This is a genomic window from Chroococcidiopsis cubana SAG 39.79 (assembly GCF_003991895.1).
Lineage (GTDB): Bacteria > Cyanobacteriota > Cyanobacteriia > Cyanobacteriales > Chroococcidiopsidaceae > Chroococcidiopsis > Chroococcidiopsis thermalis.
The window spans coordinates 1-20,175 of the sequence record NZ_RSCK01000025.1; the positions used below are offsets into that span (position 1 = coordinate 1).

Sequence of the window (20,175 nt, forward strand, 5' to 3'; positions counted from 1 at the left end):
CCACATCAACGTATTTGCCGCTCACAAAGCCAAGTCAGGCTATCTTTGGGCTTAGAAAGTTTTAAAGTCCCACTAATTCCTATCCAAAGCCAAATTGGAGGAACTGGTGCGGCTGTCACTTTTGCTAAAAATGGCAATGGTATGGTGAGGGCTATGTATAGACTCAGCAGTGTAATCCGAATTAAAGGTGAGAGACGGAAAAGAGAAGTTGAGTTATTGACTAATGCGGTCACGATTCTACTACAATTAGTTTTTGCTCTTACTTATTATGAGTGAATTTTAAGATGTCGTGCGATCGCACGGGTATCAATCGATTAGTAATAAACTGAGCGAATATGAAAACGGTTCTCTCAGTCAAGGTAGAATTATCGAGTTTTGAATTAGGGTTTAAATTTAAACTAACAGCGCTGCAAACGAGTTAAAAACAACACGATGCGATCGATTGTCTGTCGCAAAACTGATGCAGGCTGGTCAGATTGATTGACAATAATACTAAAAACTAAAGGTTCGTAATTGGGAGGATTGATATATCCAGACAAGGCAACAACACCACTCATCGTCCCTGTTTTTGCTAAGACAATTCCTTGCGCAGTTGTACCCTGAAAGCGACTTTTCAGAGTGCCGCTCACGCCAGCTATCGGTAAAGAGGTACGATATACAGTAGCAAGGGGTGAATTTGCCATCACTCTGAGAGTTTGGGCGATCGCAACTGGACTAGCTAAATTTTGCCGCGATAACCCCGAGCCATCTGCCAGCACGTAACCAGTAGGATCGACACCCAAGGTAGTCAAAGTCTCTTTGACATTCTGCAAGCCAATTTCAGCCGTCGATCGTGTCGTAGGCGTTAGCTGTACCCTCACTCCCAGTATTCTCAATAAAGCTTCAGCATAGAGATTGTTACTCTGTTGATTTGTCTCCACTAATAACTCTGATAGCGGTGGCGAGACGACAAATGCTATCTCCCGCAGTCCGAGGGTAGACTGCCGCTCTTGTTGTTGCACTAGCTCGTTCCCAGGTGATAACGTAATTCCTGCTTGGGCAAGACTGCGCTGAAAGTGACGTAAAAAATGCGCTTTTGGATCGACCACCGCTAAATTTATTGATTCAGATGGTGCATCAATTCCCATCTGTCCGGTGACTTTGAGTATTGCTGCACCTGAGTCGCGGCTGACGTTAAGGGAAGATTTAGACGCGGGAACGGCGATCGCTTCATTTTCGATCTGCCATTGCATACCCTCTCTCAAGTCAGACCAATTGAGGCGTAGGGGTTGACCGACTTGTTGTGGTATCGCAGTTAACTTGACAGTATTTTGATTCAAAATCAAACTATTGACAGGTGCGCCATAGTCTGCTTGTATATCTTCCCATTGCCAGCTGGGGTTAACGATCGCACCTTGAAAATAATCATCTTCTGCCACTAACTGGCTGATGCGATGAAATTGCTGCTGTTTTACCTGTTTTGCTAATGCTTGCAACTGGATGTCGGTTAAGCTAGGGTCGCCGCGACCGATAACTCGTAAACCACCTGCGATCGTGGGATAAACAGAAGTGCGAATTTGAAATTGCGAACCCAGTCTTTGCAAAGCGGCAGCGGTTGTGAATAATTTGACGTTAGATGCTGGAATGAAATAGTTTTGAGCGTCCCGGCTGTATAGCAGATCGCCGCGATTCACGGTTTGGACTAGAATTCCCCAACGGGCGCGATTGAGTTGGGGGCGATCGATCGCCGTGGCGATCGCTGTTTCTAATTGAGCTGGACAAATGGCATTTGTTGCGTTACGTAAAGGCTGCTGGACAATTTTGAAGGATGCATTTAAAGATGCATGTGGTAAAGATGCGTGTGGAATCTTATTGGCTATGGCTGGCAACATCAAGTAGATCTGAGCGTTGGCAATTGTTAGCAGTAGGCTAACTGGTTTGACAATATCTCTAAGAGCAGATTTCATCATGTTTTTGCTGATACATATTGTACGATTTACTTAATCTCCGACCCGTATAATTACTGCCGACTGCGTGTAGACGATGAAATGCGTACAGACGATTAAAACTATATGACTAAAGTACAAATCGCTAAACAATCGCCTGACAAAAAGACTCTTAGCATACCAAATTTGGCTCAAAGCAGCGATCGCGAGAGTAAAACGTACTTTTTATTGGCGATCGCCCTGGTTATTGGAATTTGTAGCGCCATTATTGGCGGATTATTATTTGCCCAATATTTAAAATTATTCTCCACCACTCAAATTGACAAAGGCAGCCATCGCGATCTATTCTCCGTACCACCTGCAACAAAAGTTCCAGCAGCCAATTTAGTCCAAACCGCTTTTGGCAATCAAGTCCAAGTCACGATTATTGCCGTCAAAAGAATCCCTGGCAAGCCAGATGAAGTTAATGTGGAAATGCAGATTGAAAAACTCACAGATACGCCACTTATAGAAGGTACGATTAGCGTTGGTTCGACTATGGCAAGCAATTCTGAAACCAGCGAATTCTATCGAGCCACTGATTTCATGCGGCGATCTTCAGGTAGAATTTCACTCAGTAAACTGCGTCAGGATAAACCCATAGATGCTTATGTCGTCCTCGACGTACCGCAGGGAGTCACGACAATCGATCTGTTTGTCGATCAAACTACGCCGTTTAAAAATGTGCCGATCGCGACTGCAAATCAATTTACTAGAGTAGTTTCTCGCCCTGCAACTCCAAATACAACAGCAATGCAGGCGACTGGTAGCTTGATAATGCAACCAAACGGCTTGATTCGTAAAGCTTTGGATAATAAAGCGCAAGTTCAAGTCATTTCAGCACAACGCTTGAATAATCCCGAATTGGCAACTCGCAATGTTGTGAATGTCAAAATGCGGATTTGGCGGCTGGGTACAAAACAGCCAAATTTTCAGGACGTAATTACCGTCAGCGCCACTACAGCCCGTAACCCCGAAACTAGCGAGACTTACAGAGCCTTTGACTTTCTAAATCGAGCCACTAATCCAGTATTCTTATTTTATCTGCGTCCGCAAACTTATTCGGATGCTTATGTTTGGCTACAAGTACCAGAGGGGGTTAATACTCTCGATCTTTTTATCCCAGAGACGGGAACGTTTAGAAATGTGCCGATTAGTCAGAATTAGCGGGAGTCAGTAGGGGGGCACTGCTGTGCGCCCGTTACTAGGGAGTTGTGAGGCATAAACTAGGTTTTTACTATATCTATTAGCTGCGATCGCAGTACCAACAACTCTACTTGTGGGACATAATAGGCGATCGCATTTTAATTCAGCACTAGCACAAAGATTGACAACGATAGACTATGAGTAATTTTTTATCTGGTATAGCTGTTATACTCTCAATTTTGGCATTGGGTTTTAGTGGCTTCACTGCCTATCAAGTGTTTACGCTGCAAGAAAAAATCGCTGCTATTAGCAGTAACGCTAGCACTGGCACATCAGGAACTTCTCAACCAGAGACAACAACGCCAGTGTCGTCTGCTGCATCTGACACTACAGCAACTGCACCCGCCGCTACAAGTGGGATTCAACCGGGACAATTCGTCCAATCTGCTATTGGCAATAAAGCGAAATTAGAGTTATTAGCTGTCAAGCGAATCACAGATCCAGAGGCAAAAACTCGCGATGTAGTCAACGTACAAATGCGAATCCGTCGCCTTACTTCTGAAGTCAGCCCTAGCGACGCAATTAATGTAGCAGGCACGAAAGCCCGTAATCCCGATACTAGTGAAACTTACGAACCAGTAGACTATAAGCGATCGTCAGGCAGCGTTAATTTGTACTTTGTGCGGAAAAATGCCTCATCAGACGCTTACGTGTGGTTGAGAATACCGGAAGGTGTGACGGCGATCGATCTTTTTATTCCAGATACAGGTGCATTTAAAAACGTGCCAATTTCAAGCTGAAACTACTTTTTGATAATGGGCAATTGCAACTACCAACTACCCATTACCCATTCCCCTTACCAACTTAAATCTTCGTGCCACACTCAGGACAGAAGTTATTGCGCGAGAGATTTTGTGCGCCGCAATTGCTGCAATGGACGACCTCTACAGCTTTTTCAGCTTTAGGTTGTTTTGGTAAACCTACCATTTGAGCGTTGCTCTTACCAGGAGGAACCATTGGGTAGCAGTTCTCTTCGCGATTGACATGCACGTCCATCAAGACGGGACCATCGTGAGCTAGCATTTGGGCGATCGCCGTAGCTAATTCCTCTCGCGTAGAAACTACCATTCCTTTGATGCCGTAGGCTTTAGCCAGCAGCTCGAAATCTGGCATTGAAGGTTCCATATTCGAGGAAGAATAACGCTCTCCGTAGAATGCTTGTTGCCACTGACGTACCATTCCTTGCCAACCGTTATTGATAATTACGGTCTTGACATTAATGCCAAACTGTGCCAAAGTTCCCAGTTCTTGTAAATTCATTTGGAAACTCGCATCGCCACTAATGCAAATCACCTCTTCATCGGGCAATGCCACCTTCGCGCCCATAGCCGCCGGCATTCCAAAACCCATTGTTCCCAAACCTGCACTGGAGATCCAGCGACGGGGACCATTTTTCAAAAATTGCGCCGACCACATTTGATGCTGTCCGACATCGGTAGTATAGTAAGCATTCGGTGCTTGCTGGCTCAGTTCTACAATCACCTCTTGGGGTGAGAGGCGATCGGCGTGACGCGGCACGATTAGAGGATAATCTTCTTTCCAACTCTCGATTCGCTTGAGCCATGCTTGAGTTTGGTTAGGATTTTGACATCCCCCTGTTTCCTGACATCGCCGCAGCAACTCGACTAAAACTGTCCGCACGTCGCCGACAATTGGCACTTCTGGGGCGCGGTTTTTGCCAACTTCCGCTGGATCGATATCGATGTGGATGACTTTAGCGCGGGAAGCAAACTCATCTAATTTACCAGTCACGCGATCGTCAAATCTTGCCCCAACAGCAATTAATAAATCGCACTCACTCACGGCAAAATTGGCGTATGCCGTACCGTGCATTCCCAACATTCCCACAGCCAAGGAATTGTGTTCGTCAAAAATCCCTTTGCCCATCAAAGTTGTGGTGACGGGAATTTGGAACATTTCTGCCAGTTGTCGAATTTCTGCATGTGCGCCAGAGGCGATCGCGCCTCCTCCCACATATAGTAATGGGCGCTGGCTCTCCCGGATCAACTGCACTGCTTGCACGATTTGGCGGGGATTTCCCTTGACAGTAGGGCGATACCCAGTCAACCTCACCGTTCCTGGTTCTACAGGTACGTAGTCAAATTCTTCTAGCCCCACATCTTTCGGCACGTCAACCAAAACTGGTCCTGGTCTACCCGTACTAGCTATGTAGAAAGCTTCCGCCACAATCCTCGCCATATCAGCGGGATCGCGCACCACGTAGGAATGTTTGACGATTGGCAGGGTAATGCCATAAATATCAGTTTCCTGAAACCCATCCGTGCCAATTGCGGCGCGGGAGACTTGTCCCGTTATAATCACCATCGGAATCGAGTCCATATGGGCTGTAGCAATTCCTGTCACTAGGTTAGTTGCCCCAGGTCCAGAAGTGCCAAAACACACGCCTACTTTACCAGTAGCACGGGCATAGCCATCAGCTGCATGAGCTGCGCCTTGTTCGTGTCTGACCAAAATATGTTGAATCCCACCAGCAGCCTCCGCCCGATATAGCTCATCGTAAATTGGTAAAATTGCTCCGCCAGGATAGCCAAAAATATGTTCGACTCCGTGACGCTTGAGACTGTCAATTAGAGCATAAGCCCCAGTCGCCCGTTTGGGCGTAACTAGAGGCGTAGTAGAAATTGCCGATGAATTCAGATGACCGTTTTTGATGGAAACACTGTGGGTACGAGATGCTCGCACGGGAAACCTCACGCAGTACTTAGTTAACTAGGGGGATACCTGTATTTATATTTTGTATTTTAAATTGCCGATTAATTATTAAATTTACTCTAATGTCTAATATTGAGGATCTCATGACATAGATAAAAAGCGCTGAATCATAGGATAAGTTTTATCTATGCGGGAGTCGAGAGCCGGGGGAAAAGAGCTGGGGGAGCGAGGGGAGAGTCGCCTACTGGGGGAAAAATCACTAGTCACTTGTAACAAAGCATTAGCTATTGCTTCTACGCTATCGAAACTTTAATAATTCTTCAATAGTTAAATCAATATCGCTGGCAATCTGCCTTAGTAGCCTGAGTGATATATCGCGTCCTTGGTGAAACGGAACTGTTGTTCCTCGACCATCGTTAGTGTCTAAATTGCTTATGCGATCCTTATCTAGCGGATTTCAACAAATCCAAGGTTTTCCAGTGTCCGAATGACCTCTTGTGGTTTTAAAACGGGAACGTTGCTCATAAATCTACCGAACTGCAATTTGTTGAATTCCAACAAACTCGGTTTGGAAAATATGTTTTTCATCTTCCAGAAGCATTTCAATGACCTCACGTAGATTCTCTTGTAACTCATCGAGAGTTTCGCCTTGGGAATGCGCTCCAGGAAAACCAGGAACATATCCTACATAAAGTTGAGTATCCCTATCTCTCTCGACGATCGCAGTAAAGGTTGTCATAACCTATGTTCCCTATCTAAGCAGTAAAAGTTGTCATCTATCTATGCTCTCTACACCCCAATTAAATTGCATCTTTCAAAACTCTACGAGTATTTTGCCACGCCCAGATCCCGATCGCGGTGACGGCGACACTCATCCCGATCAGAACGCTGCGTAAGCCAAAGGCAATGGTTAGCCTTTCGGTAATCAGCAAAGGTGCGGATAAAGCAATATTGATCGCGTGGTTTTGAAAGCCGAATACCTTCCCGTGCATTTCCGGTGGAGTTTGCTGTTGAATTAGGGTTTGCATCGGTACGCCGATAAAACCAGCCCCAACACCCAGCAACACAGACAATCCCAAGGCAAGGAATAGACTGTGGGTAAATGTAAATATGCCCAAGACAAACGCCATCATCAAAAATCCGTACAAAGGTAGAGGCTTGTGATGCAAGCGATCGCCCCAATGACCCAAAATCGCTGCAGCGAATACCATACCTACCCCAGCCGCTGCCAGAAAAAAGCCGAATTGCTTTTCTTTCAAACCAAACTCTGCTGCTAGGCGAATTGCTAGCACGGTTAAAGCAGCAAATACGCAATACAAAGTTGTCATTTGCAACATGGCATTCAACACGAGCCGATTTCGCCGCAAATAGCTCAAACTCTCTTTAAACTCAGTCCAAGCATTTTTTTTCTGTCGTTCTTCTCTGGGGGACTGGCGTTCTTGAAAGCTTATCGACTGCATGATCCCCGCCGATAGTAGATATAATCCACCCACGACTAATTCTTGTCCTGAATTACCCAAAGAAGATTTCGCCCAGCTTAACAGCGGTTCCCCCACAGCAAAACCAACAATTAACGCGCCCATCATCGTGCTGCTGAAAAGAGCATTAGCAGACATGAGTTGTTCTCGCTTTAACTAGCAAGGGGATCGCTGTTTGTTCGGCGGGGGCAAAAAATTGCGTCACTGTAGAAATCGCAAAAGTCAGCAATAGCAAAATCAGAAATTGCCGTGGTAGAAGCGGGATCATCAGCGTCAATAGCCCTCGTACCACATCAGAACCAACCATGATCGGCTTTTTTGGCACGCGATCGACCAAGATACCCCCAGCAGAACCAAACAGAATCGCTGGTAGGGTAAACGCCATAAATAGGTCAGAACGCCTGGTATCCTCTATACCTGCGGCAAGGGGATAGTTTTCCAACAGGGCGATCGTCAGGACGAGAAAAACTTTATCTGCTAGCTGGGACAGTAGTTGCCCGATCCACAGCAGCATAAAATTTCGGTTGTGCAACAGGGCGCGAAACCCATTTGTGTTAGCAGGCGGTTCGGTGGGAAACATTTAGATTATGGAGCAGGGAGCGATCGAGCAGGGAGCAGGGAATTGTAGGGGGCGGGTTTACCCAAAGTCTGTAGTTAGTATCAGAGTTCGTTTGGAAAACCAGCCCGTACGGGAGTCGGGTAATAGGGAGACAAGGGATCGATTCTGGTTCCACCAGCCACTAGCCACTAGCCACTCCCTCGTTCTCATGTCGTTTTAAAAGCATAGACAAAAATTCAGCTGCCGTCAGGTAAGTGCGGTGTTGTGCGTGACTCTCATCTGAGTGTACCCACCAACCTGTAATTGTTGGCAGCGATCGCCATAGTACCAAATGCTCTACTGGCGGATCGGCATAAAAGCTATCGTTGCTCTCACCTAAGAGGGCGGAACTCCAGTGGGTAAAGTAATCGTGGCTGAGGCGATAGCAGGGAAAGTTGGTAAATAAAGGCACTCCCCATCCGTCTACCGCGATCGCCGCTCGTACATTGCCTCCCATGAGCTGCCATCCCCAGGCTGCACCAAGTGCGCCTACGACTCCAGCGCTAAAACCGAGGAAAATCAACGGCGGCGCTGTTTTTGAACTGCCGAGGCGATCGTGAAGAAACTGTAAAATGCCTACAGCAGATAGGGATAAATACGGATATGGCGGAGAATAAACCAGTAAATTTCCCGTTTCTTTTAGCTGCGATAGAGGGGTAAAACTTGACTCGAAGGCTGTGATTAACGCTTGAGTCAGATGCAAATCGTGGATTCCCGCACAAATAACGACTTTCATGACTTGAATTTAGAAAGTTTTAAGAAGTCTTTCAGTGTTCTTACTGTAGTTACTCCTGGCTTCTCGAAACGAAACTTTGAAGAATACAAACCTTGTTTTTAAGTATCTAGAGTTTAGATGATTACCGCCGCCCACCAACGGCTGAATGCCTCAGCAGAAAAGTTATCAAAAACAAAATCTTTTATTGGAAATTCAACGCTGCTAGAAGATGAAGCCGCCAGACTAGCAGCTCTCCATCGGTGTCAAATTCTCGATACACCGCCAGAACCAGAATTTGATGAAGTTGTGCAATTGGCAGCGTTAATTTGTGGTGTTCCCATTGCTAGCATTAGTTTTATCGATCTCGATCGCCAGTGGTTTAAGGCGTGTTTTGGTTGGCAGATCGAGTCCCTCTCGCGCGATCTGGCGTTGTGCGGACGAGCGCTACAACAAAAAGAAGTTTTCGTTGTCAGCGATGCTTCAACAGACTCTCAGTTTGCTACTCATCCCTTAGTTTGTTCTCAGCCCTACATTCGCTTTCATGCTAGCGTTCCCCTGATTGTTGCGGAAGGATACGCAATTGGGAGTTTGTGCGCGATCGACCGCACGGCGCGAGAACTTGATGTGCAGCAGATAGAAGCATTGCAGTCTTTAGGTCGTCAAGTTGTGAAGTTGTTGGCACAGAGAAGCGATCGCCTTGCATCGACACCGGCAGTCAATCGCCAACATTCAAGTAACAAGCGCTTTTTTACCCGCATGGCGCTTGGCTTGGGTTTAGCTTCAGCAACGTTAGTTGGAGTAGGAGCAGTTTCTCATCACACTCTGACGAGTCTAGGACGCAATCACGACAAGCAAATCCAGCACTATCGCGTCCTCGAAGACTTGAAAGAGATCCATGCCTCCATGCAGAAGGCAACGATCGCCAAACATCGCTATATCGCTACTGGACAACCTAGCTATTTAGAACCGTACTACGACGCGGCAAGAGATATTCAAACCAAAGTCATCCATCTTCAGCAGGAAACTGGCAACAATCCTCACCAACAGCGCCGTTTGTCAACTCTGCAACCTTTAATCGAGCAAAAAATTACGGAAATCGAACAAGCAACTTTTTTAAGAAAAACCAAAGGAGCCACAGCTGCTTCCCAAACTACCCTGTTAGAGAAATCGAAGCAGATCGCAGATAAAATTGAAGCGATCGTCCAAGACATGGAAAGCACGGAGTACACTCTGTTACAGAAGCAGTCGCAAGCAGAATTTACGCGCACTCGTCAATCCATGTTTGCCTTTGCTGCTGCTATTTGTTTGAATATGTTGCTCTTAACTGGAGTCTACGGTTTTACAGATCGCGAAATCAGAGAGCGCCAGCAGATGACCGAAGCGATCGCCCAGGAACGAGATTTTTCGGAAGCAATCCTCAATACCTCTGGCGCTTTAATTTTGGTTCTCGACCCGCAAGGGAAAATTCTTCGCTGTAACCGCACCTGCGAAGAAATGACCGCTCGCACGGCAACAGAAGTTAAAGGAAAGTTTTTTTGGGAATTATTTTCGCTCCCTGGTGAAGCTGAATCGCCCAAAACTCACTGGGAAAATTTACTTACCAGTCAATCGGCAAGCCAATATGAAGGTTACTGTCTCAACCGTGATGGTCACACTCGCCGCATTGCTTGGACAAATACGATCCTGCGCGATCGCCAAGGGTTAGTAGAGTACGCGATCGCCTGTGGGATGGACGTTACGACTCATGCCACTGCTGAAGAAAGCCTGCGTCACAGCGAACAGCATTTACGTAACATTATCAATAGCTTATTCTCCTTTGTTGCCGTTCTCTCGGCTGATGGCACGCTGATCGAAGCCAATCAAGCTTTATTAGATGCAGCCGATCTTCAGCCCAAAGATGTTTTGGGTAAATCCCTGATTCAAACTTACTGGTGGTCTTACTCTCCTACCGTACAAGCTCAGTTGCGATCGGCAATCGATCGCGTCAGTCAGGGTGAAAAAGTGCGTTATGAAGGCGAAGCAAAAGTAGGCGACGATCGCTTCATCACGATTGACTTTGCTTTCACACCGATGTACGATGCCAGCGGTAAAATTAGTTACATTATTGCCTCTGGTACTGATGTAACAGAACGCAAGCAAGCGGAAGCAGAAAGAGTGCAAGCTAACGAGCAACTGAGTAATTGGGTCAACGAACTCAAACAGCGCAACCACGAAATTACCTACCTCAGCTATACCGTTGATGTACTCCAAGCTTGTCTGACGCTGGAAGAAGCTTGCACTACCCTAGCTCAACTCGTGCAATCTCTATTCCCGCAAGCATCGGGGGGAATTTTTCTCAACCGCAACACGAAAAGTTTACTAGAACCAGTTGCTACCTGGGGAGTCCCCCTCTTAGCAAATCAGCAAGCTTTTAATCCCGATGATTGTTGGGCGCTCCGCTTGGGTAAACCTCATTGGGTTGATGATGCCGACGATGGTTTGCTCTGCAAACACGTACACCACAGCTTACCAGCTGAGTCCTTGTGCGTGCCTTTGATGGCACATCGAGAAACCTTCGGCGTGCTTTATCTCGGTTCGCTAGAGAAGGGCGTTCTTTCCCCTGCCAAAAGGCAATTGGCGATTGGAGTCGCAGAACATATCGCTCCGACTTTAGCTAATTTAAAACTCCGCGAGACTTTAAAAAACCAGAGCATTCGCGACTCGCTGACTGGTTTATTCAATCGACGTTATATGGAAGAAGCTTTAGAGCGGGAAATGCTACGTTGCGATCGCAAGCAACAGCCACTTTCCATCATCATGCTCGATGTCGATTACTTCAAGCGGATCAACGACACTCTCGGACACGATGCTGGCGATGCCGTGTTACGGGAATTAGGACGCTGCTTGCAAAGTTACGTCCGAGGTTCGGATATTGCTTGTCGTTACGGTGGAGAGGAATTTCTGCTCATTCTTCCCGAAGCCTCCCTTGGAGTAACGCAATTACGTGCCGAACAAATTCGCGCCGCTGTCAAACAACTGCATGTCGAATCTTCCGGTCAACCAGTTGGAGCAATAACTCTATCTTTAGGAGTCGCTAGCTTTCCCAAACACGGATTAGAGGGAGAAGCCATTCTCAAAGCTGCCGATACCGCTCTCTATCGCGCTAAACAGGAAGGACGCGATCGGGCGATCGTTGCTTGAATGAGGAGCGAGGAGTGAGGAGCGAGGAGTGAGGGAAAGAGAGTGGTGAGTGGTGCGCGATGAAAGGGTGTGGGGTGTGGGGAAATTTTGAATTTTGAATGCGTGAATTTTGAATGCGTGAATTTTGAATTTGTAGTTGCTCCCTCAGCTCTCTTCTCCCCCTTATCCCCCTTGTCCTCTCCCTTGTCCTCTCGCTCCTCGCTCCTCGCTCCTCACCCCTTCATAAAGATTTCCTCCATAGATAGACCAATCCCCCCATAGGGGATGCTAACCTAGTGTGAGTAAGAGTAGTACCAGCGATCGCGGGGTATGAGAATTTGTACTCTCCCTGCTACAAGCATCAAAGACTGGCAGAACATTTATTCAGGCGAGGCAAGGAAATTGGTAGCAACTCCAGAGAAACAACAACCTCAAGCGCCAGCTCCAAATTCTAACCAAGACAGAGTTGCCGTTTTACTAATGGGTTATGGTGAAGTTGAAAGCTATGCAGATTTCGCCAACTATAACGAACAAGCTTTAAATCTACTTACAGCTAAGTTTGCCCCCGTGCCAACGTGGATCTACCCGCCTTTAGCAAAGCTATTGGCAATGTTTGACTTGCACGAGTGGCAGCATCAACACAATCACTTTGTTTCGCCCCATAATGCGATTTTCGAGCAGCAACGGGCGGGGATCGAGCAAGAGCTACAAGCTAAATGGGGCGATCGCGTTCAAGTTTTTAAAGCCTTTAACTTTTGCGCTCCCTACCTTCCAGAGCAAGTTCTCACAGAAATCAAGGCACAAGGATTTGACAAACTACTGATTTATCCTCTACTGGTTGTCGATTCTATTTTTACTAGCGGTATTGCTGTCGAACAAGTCAATAATGCCTTAGCAAAGTTAGCTGATGGTGAAGAACACTGGCTGAAGGGACAACGCTATATTCCTTCTTTCTACAACGAACCTGCCTACATCAATTTGATGGCGCAGTTGGTAGAAGAAAAAATCGCCGCCGAGCTTGCGTCTGCTTACTTACCTTCCCAGATCGGCATCGTGTTAATGAATCATGGTTGTCCCCACAAAGCCAAGGGTTTCACGTCGGGGATTGCAGAAAGTGAAGCTCTATACGAACTAGTTAGAGAACAACTCATCCACCGCTATCCACTGATCTCTGTAGGCTGGCTCAACCACGATACTCCTCTCATTGAATGGACGCAGCCAAATGCATTTCAAGCAGCAAAAAATCTGATCGATTTGGGCGCAACGGCGATCGTCTTCATGCCAATTGGTTTTGCCACAGAAAATCATGAAACTCTACTAGACGTGGATCACATCATTCACAACTTGCGTCGCAAGCATTCCACAATTAGCTACGTGCAAATGCCTTGTGTAAATGCTCATTCTCGTTTTCTACAAATGGCAGCAGAATGGGCGAATCCTCAAATCGCAGCACTGTTATCAGAGCAGGCACTCTCAGTTAATCCTCAGTTAGCGGTTGTGTCCGCTCACCACCATCACCACGACCATCACGACGGACATCATCACCACGACGGACATCATCACCATCATTAATGTGTTAAGGGCGCACGGCTGTGCGCCCCTACTTTTAGGAAACACCACGCAATTTGCGCGTATTCTCAACTAAACTTTGGGCGAATTGGTCGAAGCGTTGCGACAATTTTTCATCCAATAGCTTGCCATCAGCACCAAAAGCTTTCCACGCTTGTCCGATCGCAATTTGTTCCGGTATTACCCAAGCGTGAACCCATCTCATAATTAACCGTAGATCGTTGAGAGCATTGCTATTTGGTTGACCGCCTAACACGCTGATTAGTCCTGCAACTTTACTATCTAGCTGGTCGAAACTCATCAAATCTAAAGCATTCTTCAGCACGCCGCTAATGCTACCGTGGTATTCCGGTGTAGCCAAAATTAAGCCATCAGCCTGCTGGACGGTATTCTGCAACCTCTCTACATCTGGGTAGCCTGGATACTCGTCGCCCCCATGACAAAAGGGTAACTGCATCTGCCTTAAATCTAAAATTTCTACCTCTGCTCCTAATGCTTCGACTCGCCTTGCTGCAATTTCTAATGCGAGTTGGCTGTAGGAATCTTTCCGCAAGCTGCCACCGATACCCACAATCTTAACCATATCTCAATCCTTGTTGACGATATTTTTTGACTATTGCGAAACAAAACTAGATAATCCTTTGTATCACTAGTTTGATGGCTTTACCAAATTTCCTACTTATTGATACTCATAATCATTACGAGTATGCTTAAATTAAATATAGCGGCTTTTACCAGGGGATGTCAAATTTGAGGAAATAGTAGTAAGTCATCGGTCATTGGTCATCAGTCATTGGCAAGAGGTTACCGATCGCTGACAACTTTGTACAGACGTTATTTGTACAGACGTTGCATGTAACGTCTCCACACTGATAACTGACAACTGATTCAGGAAGTTACACTAGAGATTGGAAGAATTGAGTTTATAGCTGGAGCTAAGGCAAAATCTCTTCAATCTGTTAAGTATGAAATAGAACGGTGGATCGTACCTACCGTCCTTTGCAAAACAGTTTATGGGTCAAGGCAGCGACAGAGGACATTTTAATATGAGAGGTTCGCGCAAACAGTCATTAGATCGGCGATCGCCAGCAGGTAGTAAAGCTATGAATATGGCGAAGCGAAGTCTATGGCATTTGGCAGCAAGCGGAATGATATTGCAGTCAATGCTTGTAGGTACTCCGGTACTGGCGCAAAGAGAAAATTCCAATACGCTGAATTACGGCGAATTGTTACGCAGCATCGATCGCGGAGATGTTACCAGAATAGAGCTTGACCCAGCGCAGAATATTGCTAAAGTTCAGCTCAAGGGACAAAAGGCGGACGAACCACCTAAAGAAGTATTGTTATTACAACAAAATCCAGAATTAATTAATAGAGCTAGAGATAGACAAGTCCCATTGGAAGTCAATTCTTCTGCTGATAGTAGGGCTGCAGTGGGTCTGCTAGCAAATTTACTCTGGATCGTGCCTCTGATGGCGTTGATGTTGCTATTGTTACGTCGTTCAGCTAATTCTTCTAACCAAGCCCTAAGTTTTGGCAAGTCTCGCGCTAGATTCCAGATGGAAGCTAAAACGGGCGTGAAATTTGACGATGTTGCAGGGATTGACGAAGCCAAAGAAGAGTTGCAAGAAGTCGTCACCTTCCTCAAACAGCCGGAGAAATTTACCGCAGTTGGGGCAAAAATTCCTAAAGGAGTTTTGTTAATTGGACCTCCAGGAACGGGGAAAACATTACTAGCAAAAGCGATCGCTGGGGAAGCAGCAGTCCCATTTTTCAGCATCTCCGGTAGCGAATTCGTCGAAATGTTTGTCGGTGTGGGCGCGTCGCGGGTGCGAGATTTATTTAAAAAAGCGAAAGAAAATGCCCCCTGCTTAATATTTATCGATGAAATTGACGCGGTAGGCAGACAAAGAGGTGCGGGAATTGGTGGTGGAAATGACGAGAGAGAGCAAACTCTTAACCAATTGCTAACAGAAATGGATGGGTTTGAAGGCAATACGGGAATTATCATCATTGCTGCGACGAACCGTCCTGACGTACTCGATGCAGCATTATTACGTCCCGGTCGCTTCGATCGCCAAGTTACGGTGGATCTGCCAGCATATAAAGGACGACTGGGAATTTTACAAGTCCACGCTCGTAATAAGAAAGTCGATGATTCCGTCTCTTTAGAAGCGATCGCCCAACGCACGCCTGGTTTTTCTGGTGCAGATTTAGCGAATTTACTCAACGAAGCGGCGATTCTGACGGCAAGGCGGCGCAAAGAGGCGATTACACCGTTGGAAATTATGGATGCGATCGACCGAATTACGATTGGGTTGTCGCTGACACCATTATTAGATAGTAAGAAAAAGCGGTTGTTGGCTTATCATGAAATCGGACACGCCTTATTAATTACGCTGCTGAAAAATTCCGATCCTTTAAATAAGGTGACAATTATTCCCCGTTCGGGTGGAATTGGTGGTTTTGCCCAAAGCGTACCCGACGAGGAAAATGTAGACAGTAGCTACTTGCGGAGTCGCGCTTGGATTTTAGACCGAATTGCGATCGCCCTGGGAGGATTAGCCGCTGAAGCCGAAGTATTTGGCGATTCAGAAGTCACTACGGGCGCTTCTGGAGACTTAAAAATGGTTGCTAACCTAGCGCGAGAAATGGTGACATTATACGGAATGTCAAATTTGGGTCCAGTCGCTTTAGAAAGCCCCGATAACGAAGTATTTTTAGGGGGAGGGTGGATGGAGCGATCGGAATATTCTGAAGAAATGGCAAGAAAAATCGACAATCAAGTTAGGGCGATCGCGACTGAAGCATTTACAAAAGCGCGGACGATTATTCGCGAAAATCGCGATTTAGTCGATCGCTTAGTGGATTTGTTAGTCGATAACGAGACAATTGAAGGCGAACAATTCCGGCAAATTGTCACCGAATACATGCAAGAAAAAGAGCAAAAATTATCCGTTGTTTAATGTTTACTTGTTAGTAGGGTGGGCAATGCCCACCCTACTTTTTTATGACTGAATAATGATGCTTTATTTAAAAAGTATGATGAATGCGATCGAATAACTGCTTGGGGCGCTGTTCCATTGGTAGTATGTACAGTTGTGCATACTATAGTTGAGGTGGCTTACCAATGGAAACAGAATATGATTTTAGTCGGGGTAAACGAGGGGCGATTGACCCAACACCACCTGGAAAAACTCGGATCACAATTCGGCTAGATGACGAGGTTTTAGCATGGTTTCGCGAACAAGCTCACAGTGCAGGCGGAGGAAATTATCAAACTATGATTAACGAAGCTTTGCGCCAGCATATTCAGCAGAGTCGCGAACCTTTAGAGGAAACCTTACGCAGAGTTGTTCGTGAAGAACTTGAACGTATTGAGCGTTAAGGTGCTTGTTGAGGGCTAACACTAAAGCTATCTTAGAGGAGCATTCATGAAAGCGATTGTCTGCACGGAATACGGATCGCCGGAGGTTATGCAGCTAAAGGAAGTAGAAAAACCTACTCCCAAGGACAATGAAGTATTGATAAGAATACATGCGACAACAGTAACCTCGGCGGATTTGCGCCTACGCAAGGCTGACCCATTCGCCGTACGATTTTTCTATGGTTTCATAAAACCTAAAAAGAACGCGATCCTGGGGAGCGAGCTAGCTGGAGAAATTGAAGCGGTTGGCAAAAATGTAACGCAATTCCAAGCAGGCGATCGCGTATTTGCTGGAGCGGGAATCAGTCTTGGCGCTAATGCCGAGTACATATGCTTACCTGAAGCAGGAGCGATCGCCATCAAGCCTACTAACATGACCTATGAGGAAGCCGCCGCCATTCCTTTTGGGGCAACAACCTCACTGATTTTTCTGAGAGATAAAGGGAAGATTCAGAGCGGACAAAAAGTTCTGATCTATGGGGCTTCTGGAGCGTTAGGTACGGCTGCCGTGCAGCTTGCCAAGTACTTTGGCACAGAAGTGACTGGGGTATGTAGTACGGCAAATTTAGAATTAGTGAAATCTTTGGGAGCCGATCGAGTTATCGATTATACTCAAGAAGATTTTACGAAAAGCGGTAAGACCTACGATATTATTTTTGACACGGTAGGCAAGAGTTCGTTTTCAGGTTGTCTGCGATCGCTCAAGAAAAAAGGCATTTATCTCAGAGCTGTCCACATAAATCTGTCCCCAATACTTCGAGGACTATGGACTTCAATAACAAGCAGCAAGAAAGTTATAGGTGGGATAGCAATTGAGCGTAAAGAAGATCTAATTTTCCTCAAAGAGCTGATTGAGGCGGGGAAGATAAAATCAGTTATCGATCGGCGTTATCCATTGGAACAAACTGCCGAGGCTCACGGGTATGTCGAACAAGGACGCAAGAAGGGGAATGTAGTCATAACTGTGAAGCACGATCGCCAAACCTAAGCAAGACTTAAAGTGAGTACCAAATCAACTCTATTTTTCTTCTGTGGAAAAATGGCTGCGGGAAAATCTACGTTAGCAAGGCAGATAGCCAAAGAATACAACGCAATTCTTTTCGTTGAAGATGAGCTACTTGCTCAACTTTATCCTGATGAAATTGTCGATATTCCCAGCTATATTAAATACTCGCCACGCCTTCGGACTGCGATTGCATCCCATATCAGCGATCTTCTCTCTAGAGAAATATCGGTCGTTCTAGATTTTTCAGCCAACACAATCAACCAACGCAAGTGGTTTCGCGGATTGTTTGAGAAAGCTAATGCAGCCCACAAGCTATACTTCATTAACGCAACTGATGACCTTTGCAAACGTCAATTAAAAGAGCGAAGTAAAAATCAATCGGAATCAGCTTTTGTCAGCGATACAGTTTTTGAGGAAATAACCAAATACTTTCAGCCTCCTTCTGAGGATGAGCAATTTAATATTGTCATCTACGATCGCTCTTGAAGATACGCGATCCAGCTCTTGTGAATTATCTATAGCAAGGTGATAATTAGTGGCGATCGCTCCCTCGTGCTATCCGAAGATTTATGCAGCAAGATTTTCAAGCATTAGCTGAACTGTACAAAAACGCTCTGCTCAACGACGTAATTCCTTTTTGGGAACGGCATTCAATCGACTGGGAGCAAGGCGGCTACTTTACCTGTCTCGATCGCGCGGGGAATGTTTACGATACCGACAAGTTTATTTGGTTGCAAAATCGCCAAGTCTGGATCTTTTCCATGTTGTATAACCAACTAGAAAAACGTCCAGAGTGGCTCAAAATTGCCGCAAACGGTGCAAATTTTCTAGCAAAACACGGACGAGATCCTGAAGGTAATTGGTACTTTGCTCTCGATCGCGCTGGTAATCCTCTGGTACAGCCATACAATATCTTTTCTGATTGCTTCGCGGCAATGGCATTTAGTAAATATGCCTTAGCTTCAGGAGAGGATTGGGCAAAAGATGTCGCCTTGCAAGCTTACAACAACGTTTTACGCCGCCAGAATAACCCCAAAGGCAAATATAACAAAGCTTATCCTGGGACGCGATTGCTCAAATCGCTAGCAGTACCGATGATCTTAGCCAACTTGTCCCTAGAAATGGACTGGCTGCTACCCAGCGATCGCCTAGAGGAAATTTTAGCTGTCACCGTGCGCGAAGTCATGACCGATTTTTTAGATCGCGATCGCGGCTTAATGTATGAAAACGTGACTCCAGATGGTTCCCATATTGACTGTTTTGATGGCAGACTCATTAACCCCGGTCATGGGATTGAAGCCATGTGGTTCATCATGGATATTGCACGCCGCCACAACGATCCGAAAACGATTAACCAAGCAGTTGACGTAATCCTCAACATTCTCAATTTTGCCTGGGATAACGAATACTGTGGCTTATACTATTTTATGGATGCTAACGGACATCCACCTCAGCAACTGGAATGGAATCAAAAACTGTGGTGGGTGCATTTAGAATCATTGGTAGCACTGGTAATGGGATATCGCCTGACGGGACGCGAAGCGTGTTGGGAGTGGTATCAAAAAATGCACGATTACACTTGGTCGCATTTTGCCGATCCTGAATATGGCGAATGGTTCGGTTACTTAGATCGCCAGGGACAAGTCTTATTAAACCTTAAAGGTGGCAAATGGAAAGGTTGTTTCCACGTTCCCAGAGCGCTCTATCTTTGTTGGCAGCAGTTTTCAGTTATCAGTGACTAGTGACTAGTGACTCCTGACCAGTGACCAGTTAATTCCGACTCTCGACTCTCGACTCTCCTCACAAATAACAGAGAAACTTAGTGAGTCTGGATACAGATTTTTATAGAGCGGTTTTAGTACCATAAGAAAAATTATAAGTTTAATCTAAAAAGCACAACTAAAATTGAAATGAGAGGTGGTGCGAATTAGGTTAGTGCGTGTCTGCAATATACGTACTTATTTGCCGACCTATGGAGTGTAGAAGTTTACTCAAACCTCGCGCTTGTTTTGACAAGCTAAAGCTATGCTCTACCTACGATTTTCTCTTATTGCAACTGCTATATTGCTAGTAACAGCCGCCTTGGGTCAACCAGTTTTAGCTCAAACAGAGGTCAACTCTGGTATCAATAACATCTCAACAGTTGAAAGTTTACAGAAACGAACGATCGCCCGAGGAAATGCAGAAATTTTAGGCACGATAGAACTAGAAACCACAACAAGGCGATCGCCTGCTCCCGCCAAACTGCCAGCCCCTAGAGCAATCCAAATCAAGCCAGTACAAAGAGATTTATTTACCCCTAGACCAGTTACACCAGCAGAAGCAGATGCAACAATTGACCGAGGGATTCAAGTCATTATCGATAACCCGTAAATGAGCG

At 45.9% G+C, this 20,175-nt stretch carries 16 protein-coding genes and 2 pseudogenes; 11 read left to right on the top strand and 7 right to left on the bottom strand.

What is annotated here, in order from left to right; translation table 11 throughout:
• Positions 1 to 276: hypothetical protein (locus DSM107010_RS40915; RefSeq protein ID WP_206751829.1), on the top strand; the 276-nt coding region annotated here is incomplete at its 5' end.
• A 122-nt stretch (positions 277 to 398) separates the two neighbouring features.
• Here DSM107010_RS40915 and dacB read toward each other — a convergent pair.
• The gene (gene dacB / locus DSM107010_RS16545) at positions 399 to 1,949 is read right to left on the bottom strand and encodes a D-alanyl-D-alanine carboxypeptidase/D-alanyl-D-alanine endopeptidase (protein ID WP_106169075.1); all 1,551 of its coding nucleotides are present in this window, start codon (positions 1,947 to 1,949) and stop codon (positions 399 to 401) included.
• A gap of 102 nt (positions 1,950 to 2,051) precedes the next feature.
• On the opposite strand from dacB, the gene DSM107010_RS16550 reads away from it, so the two are divergent.
• Positions 2,052 to 3,131, top strand: coding sequence for a hypothetical protein (locus DSM107010_RS16550; RefSeq protein WP_015156701.1), 1,080 nt, complete (start codon positions 2,052 to 2,054; stop codon positions 3,129 to 3,131).
• A 176-nt stretch (positions 3,132 to 3,307) separates the two neighbouring features.
• Positions 3,308 to 3,910, top strand: coding sequence for a hypothetical protein (locus DSM107010_RS16555; RefSeq protein ID WP_015156700.1), 603 nt, complete (start codon positions 3,308 to 3,310; stop codon positions 3,908 to 3,910).
• A 64-nt stretch (positions 3,911 to 3,974) separates the two neighbouring features.
• Here the strand turns inward: DSM107010_RS16555 and ilvB are convergent, their stop codons facing one another.
• From ilvB to DSM107010_RS16580, 5 genes and pseudogenes are all read right to left on the bottom strand, one after another.
• Positions 3,975 to 5,813, bottom strand: a complete 1,839-nt coding sequence (gene ilvB / locus DSM107010_RS16560) for a biosynthetic-type acetolactate synthase large subunit (protein ID WP_041463457.1) — start codon at positions 5,811 to 5,813, stop codon at positions 3,975 to 3,977.
• A 328-nt stretch (positions 5,814 to 6,141) separates the two neighbouring features.
• Positions 6,142 to 6,368 (bottom strand): annotated as a pseudogene (locus DSM107010_RS42970) (type II toxin-antitoxin system HicA family toxin).
• A gap of 4 nt (positions 6,369 to 6,372) precedes the next feature.
• A complete protein-coding gene (locus DSM107010_RS16570) occupies positions 6,373 to 6,582 on the bottom strand; it encodes a type II toxin-antitoxin system HicB family antitoxin (RefSeq protein WP_106169073.1) in 210 nt (69 codons plus the stop codon).
• A gap of 61 nt (positions 6,583 to 6,643) precedes the next feature.
• Positions 6,644 to 7,901 (bottom strand): annotated as a pseudogene (locus DSM107010_RS42975) (MFS transporter).
• Between the two features lie 160 nt (positions 7,902 to 8,061).
• Positions 8,062 to 8,655, bottom strand: coding sequence for a hypothetical protein (locus DSM107010_RS16580; RefSeq protein ID WP_106169312.1), 594 nt, complete (start codon positions 8,653 to 8,655; stop codon positions 8,062 to 8,064).
• A 117-nt stretch (positions 8,656 to 8,772) separates the two neighbouring features.
• Here DSM107010_RS16580 and DSM107010_RS16585 point away from each other — a divergent pair, with 117 nt between their 5' ends.
• Positions 8,773 to 11,814, top strand: coding sequence for a diguanylate cyclase (locus DSM107010_RS16585; protein WP_106169311.1), 3,042 nt, complete (start codon positions 8,773 to 8,775; stop codon positions 11,812 to 11,814).
• A gap of 381 nt (positions 11,815 to 12,195) precedes the next feature.
• The gene (locus DSM107010_RS16590; RefSeq protein WP_041463455.1) at positions 12,196 to 13,365 is read left to right on the top strand and encodes a ferrochelatase; all 1,170 of its coding nucleotides are present in this window, start codon (positions 12,196 to 12,198) and stop codon (positions 13,363 to 13,365) included.
• Between the two features lie 34 nt (positions 13,366 to 13,399).
• Here DSM107010_RS16590 and DSM107010_RS16595 read toward each other — a convergent pair whose 3' ends face one another.
• Entirely contained in the window at positions 13,400 to 13,945 is a 546-nt protein-coding gene (locus tag DSM107010_RS16595) for an NADPH-dependent FMN reductase (protein ID WP_015156693.1), read from the bottom strand.
• Between the two features lie 463 nt (positions 13,946 to 14,408).
• On the opposite strand from DSM107010_RS16595, the gene ftsH reads away from it, so the two are divergent.
• The 6 genes from ftsH (at position 14,409) to DSM107010_RS16625 (ending at position 20,168) form a co-directional block, all read left to right on the top strand.
• Positions 14,409 to 16,328: an ATP-dependent zinc metalloprotease FtsH gene (ftsH, locus tag DSM107010_RS16600; RefSeq protein ID WP_181245490.1), complete on the top strand. Its 1,920-nt coding sequence runs from the start codon at positions 14,409 to 14,411 to the stop codon at positions 16,326 to 16,328.
• Positions 16,329 to 16,492: 164 nt separating this feature from the next.
• Positions 16,493 to 16,750 carry a BrnA antitoxin family protein gene (locus DSM107010_RS16605; protein ID WP_015156691.1) on the top strand — a complete coding sequence of 86 codons (258 nt, stop codon included), beginning with the start codon at positions 16,493 to 16,495 and terminating at the stop codon, positions 16,748 to 16,750.
• Positions 16,751 to 16,796: 46 nt separating this feature from the next.
• Positions 16,797 to 17,777: an NAD(P)-dependent alcohol dehydrogenase gene (locus DSM107010_RS16610; RefSeq protein ID WP_127023397.1), complete on the top strand. Its 981-nt coding sequence runs from the start codon at positions 16,797 to 16,799 to the stop codon at positions 17,775 to 17,777.
• A gap of 12 nt (positions 17,778 to 17,789) precedes the next feature.
• Entirely contained in the window at positions 17,790 to 18,281 is a 492-nt protein-coding gene (locus tag DSM107010_RS16615) for a P-loop nucleotide/nucleoside kinase family protein (protein WP_106168218.1), read from the top strand.
• A gap of 83 nt (positions 18,282 to 18,364) precedes the next feature.
• The gene (locus tag DSM107010_RS16620) at positions 18,365 to 19,537 is read left to right on the top strand and encodes a n-acyl-d-glucosamine 2-epimerase (protein WP_106168219.1); all 1,173 of its coding nucleotides are present in this window, start codon (positions 18,365 to 18,367) and stop codon (positions 19,535 to 19,537) included.
• A 283-nt stretch (positions 19,538 to 19,820) separates the two neighbouring features.
• Positions 19,821 to 20,168, top strand: a complete 348-nt coding sequence (locus DSM107010_RS16625) for a hypothetical protein (RefSeq protein ID WP_106168220.1) — start codon at positions 19,821 to 19,823, stop codon at positions 20,166 to 20,168.
• Positions 20,169 to 20,175: the final 7 nt, after the last annotated feature.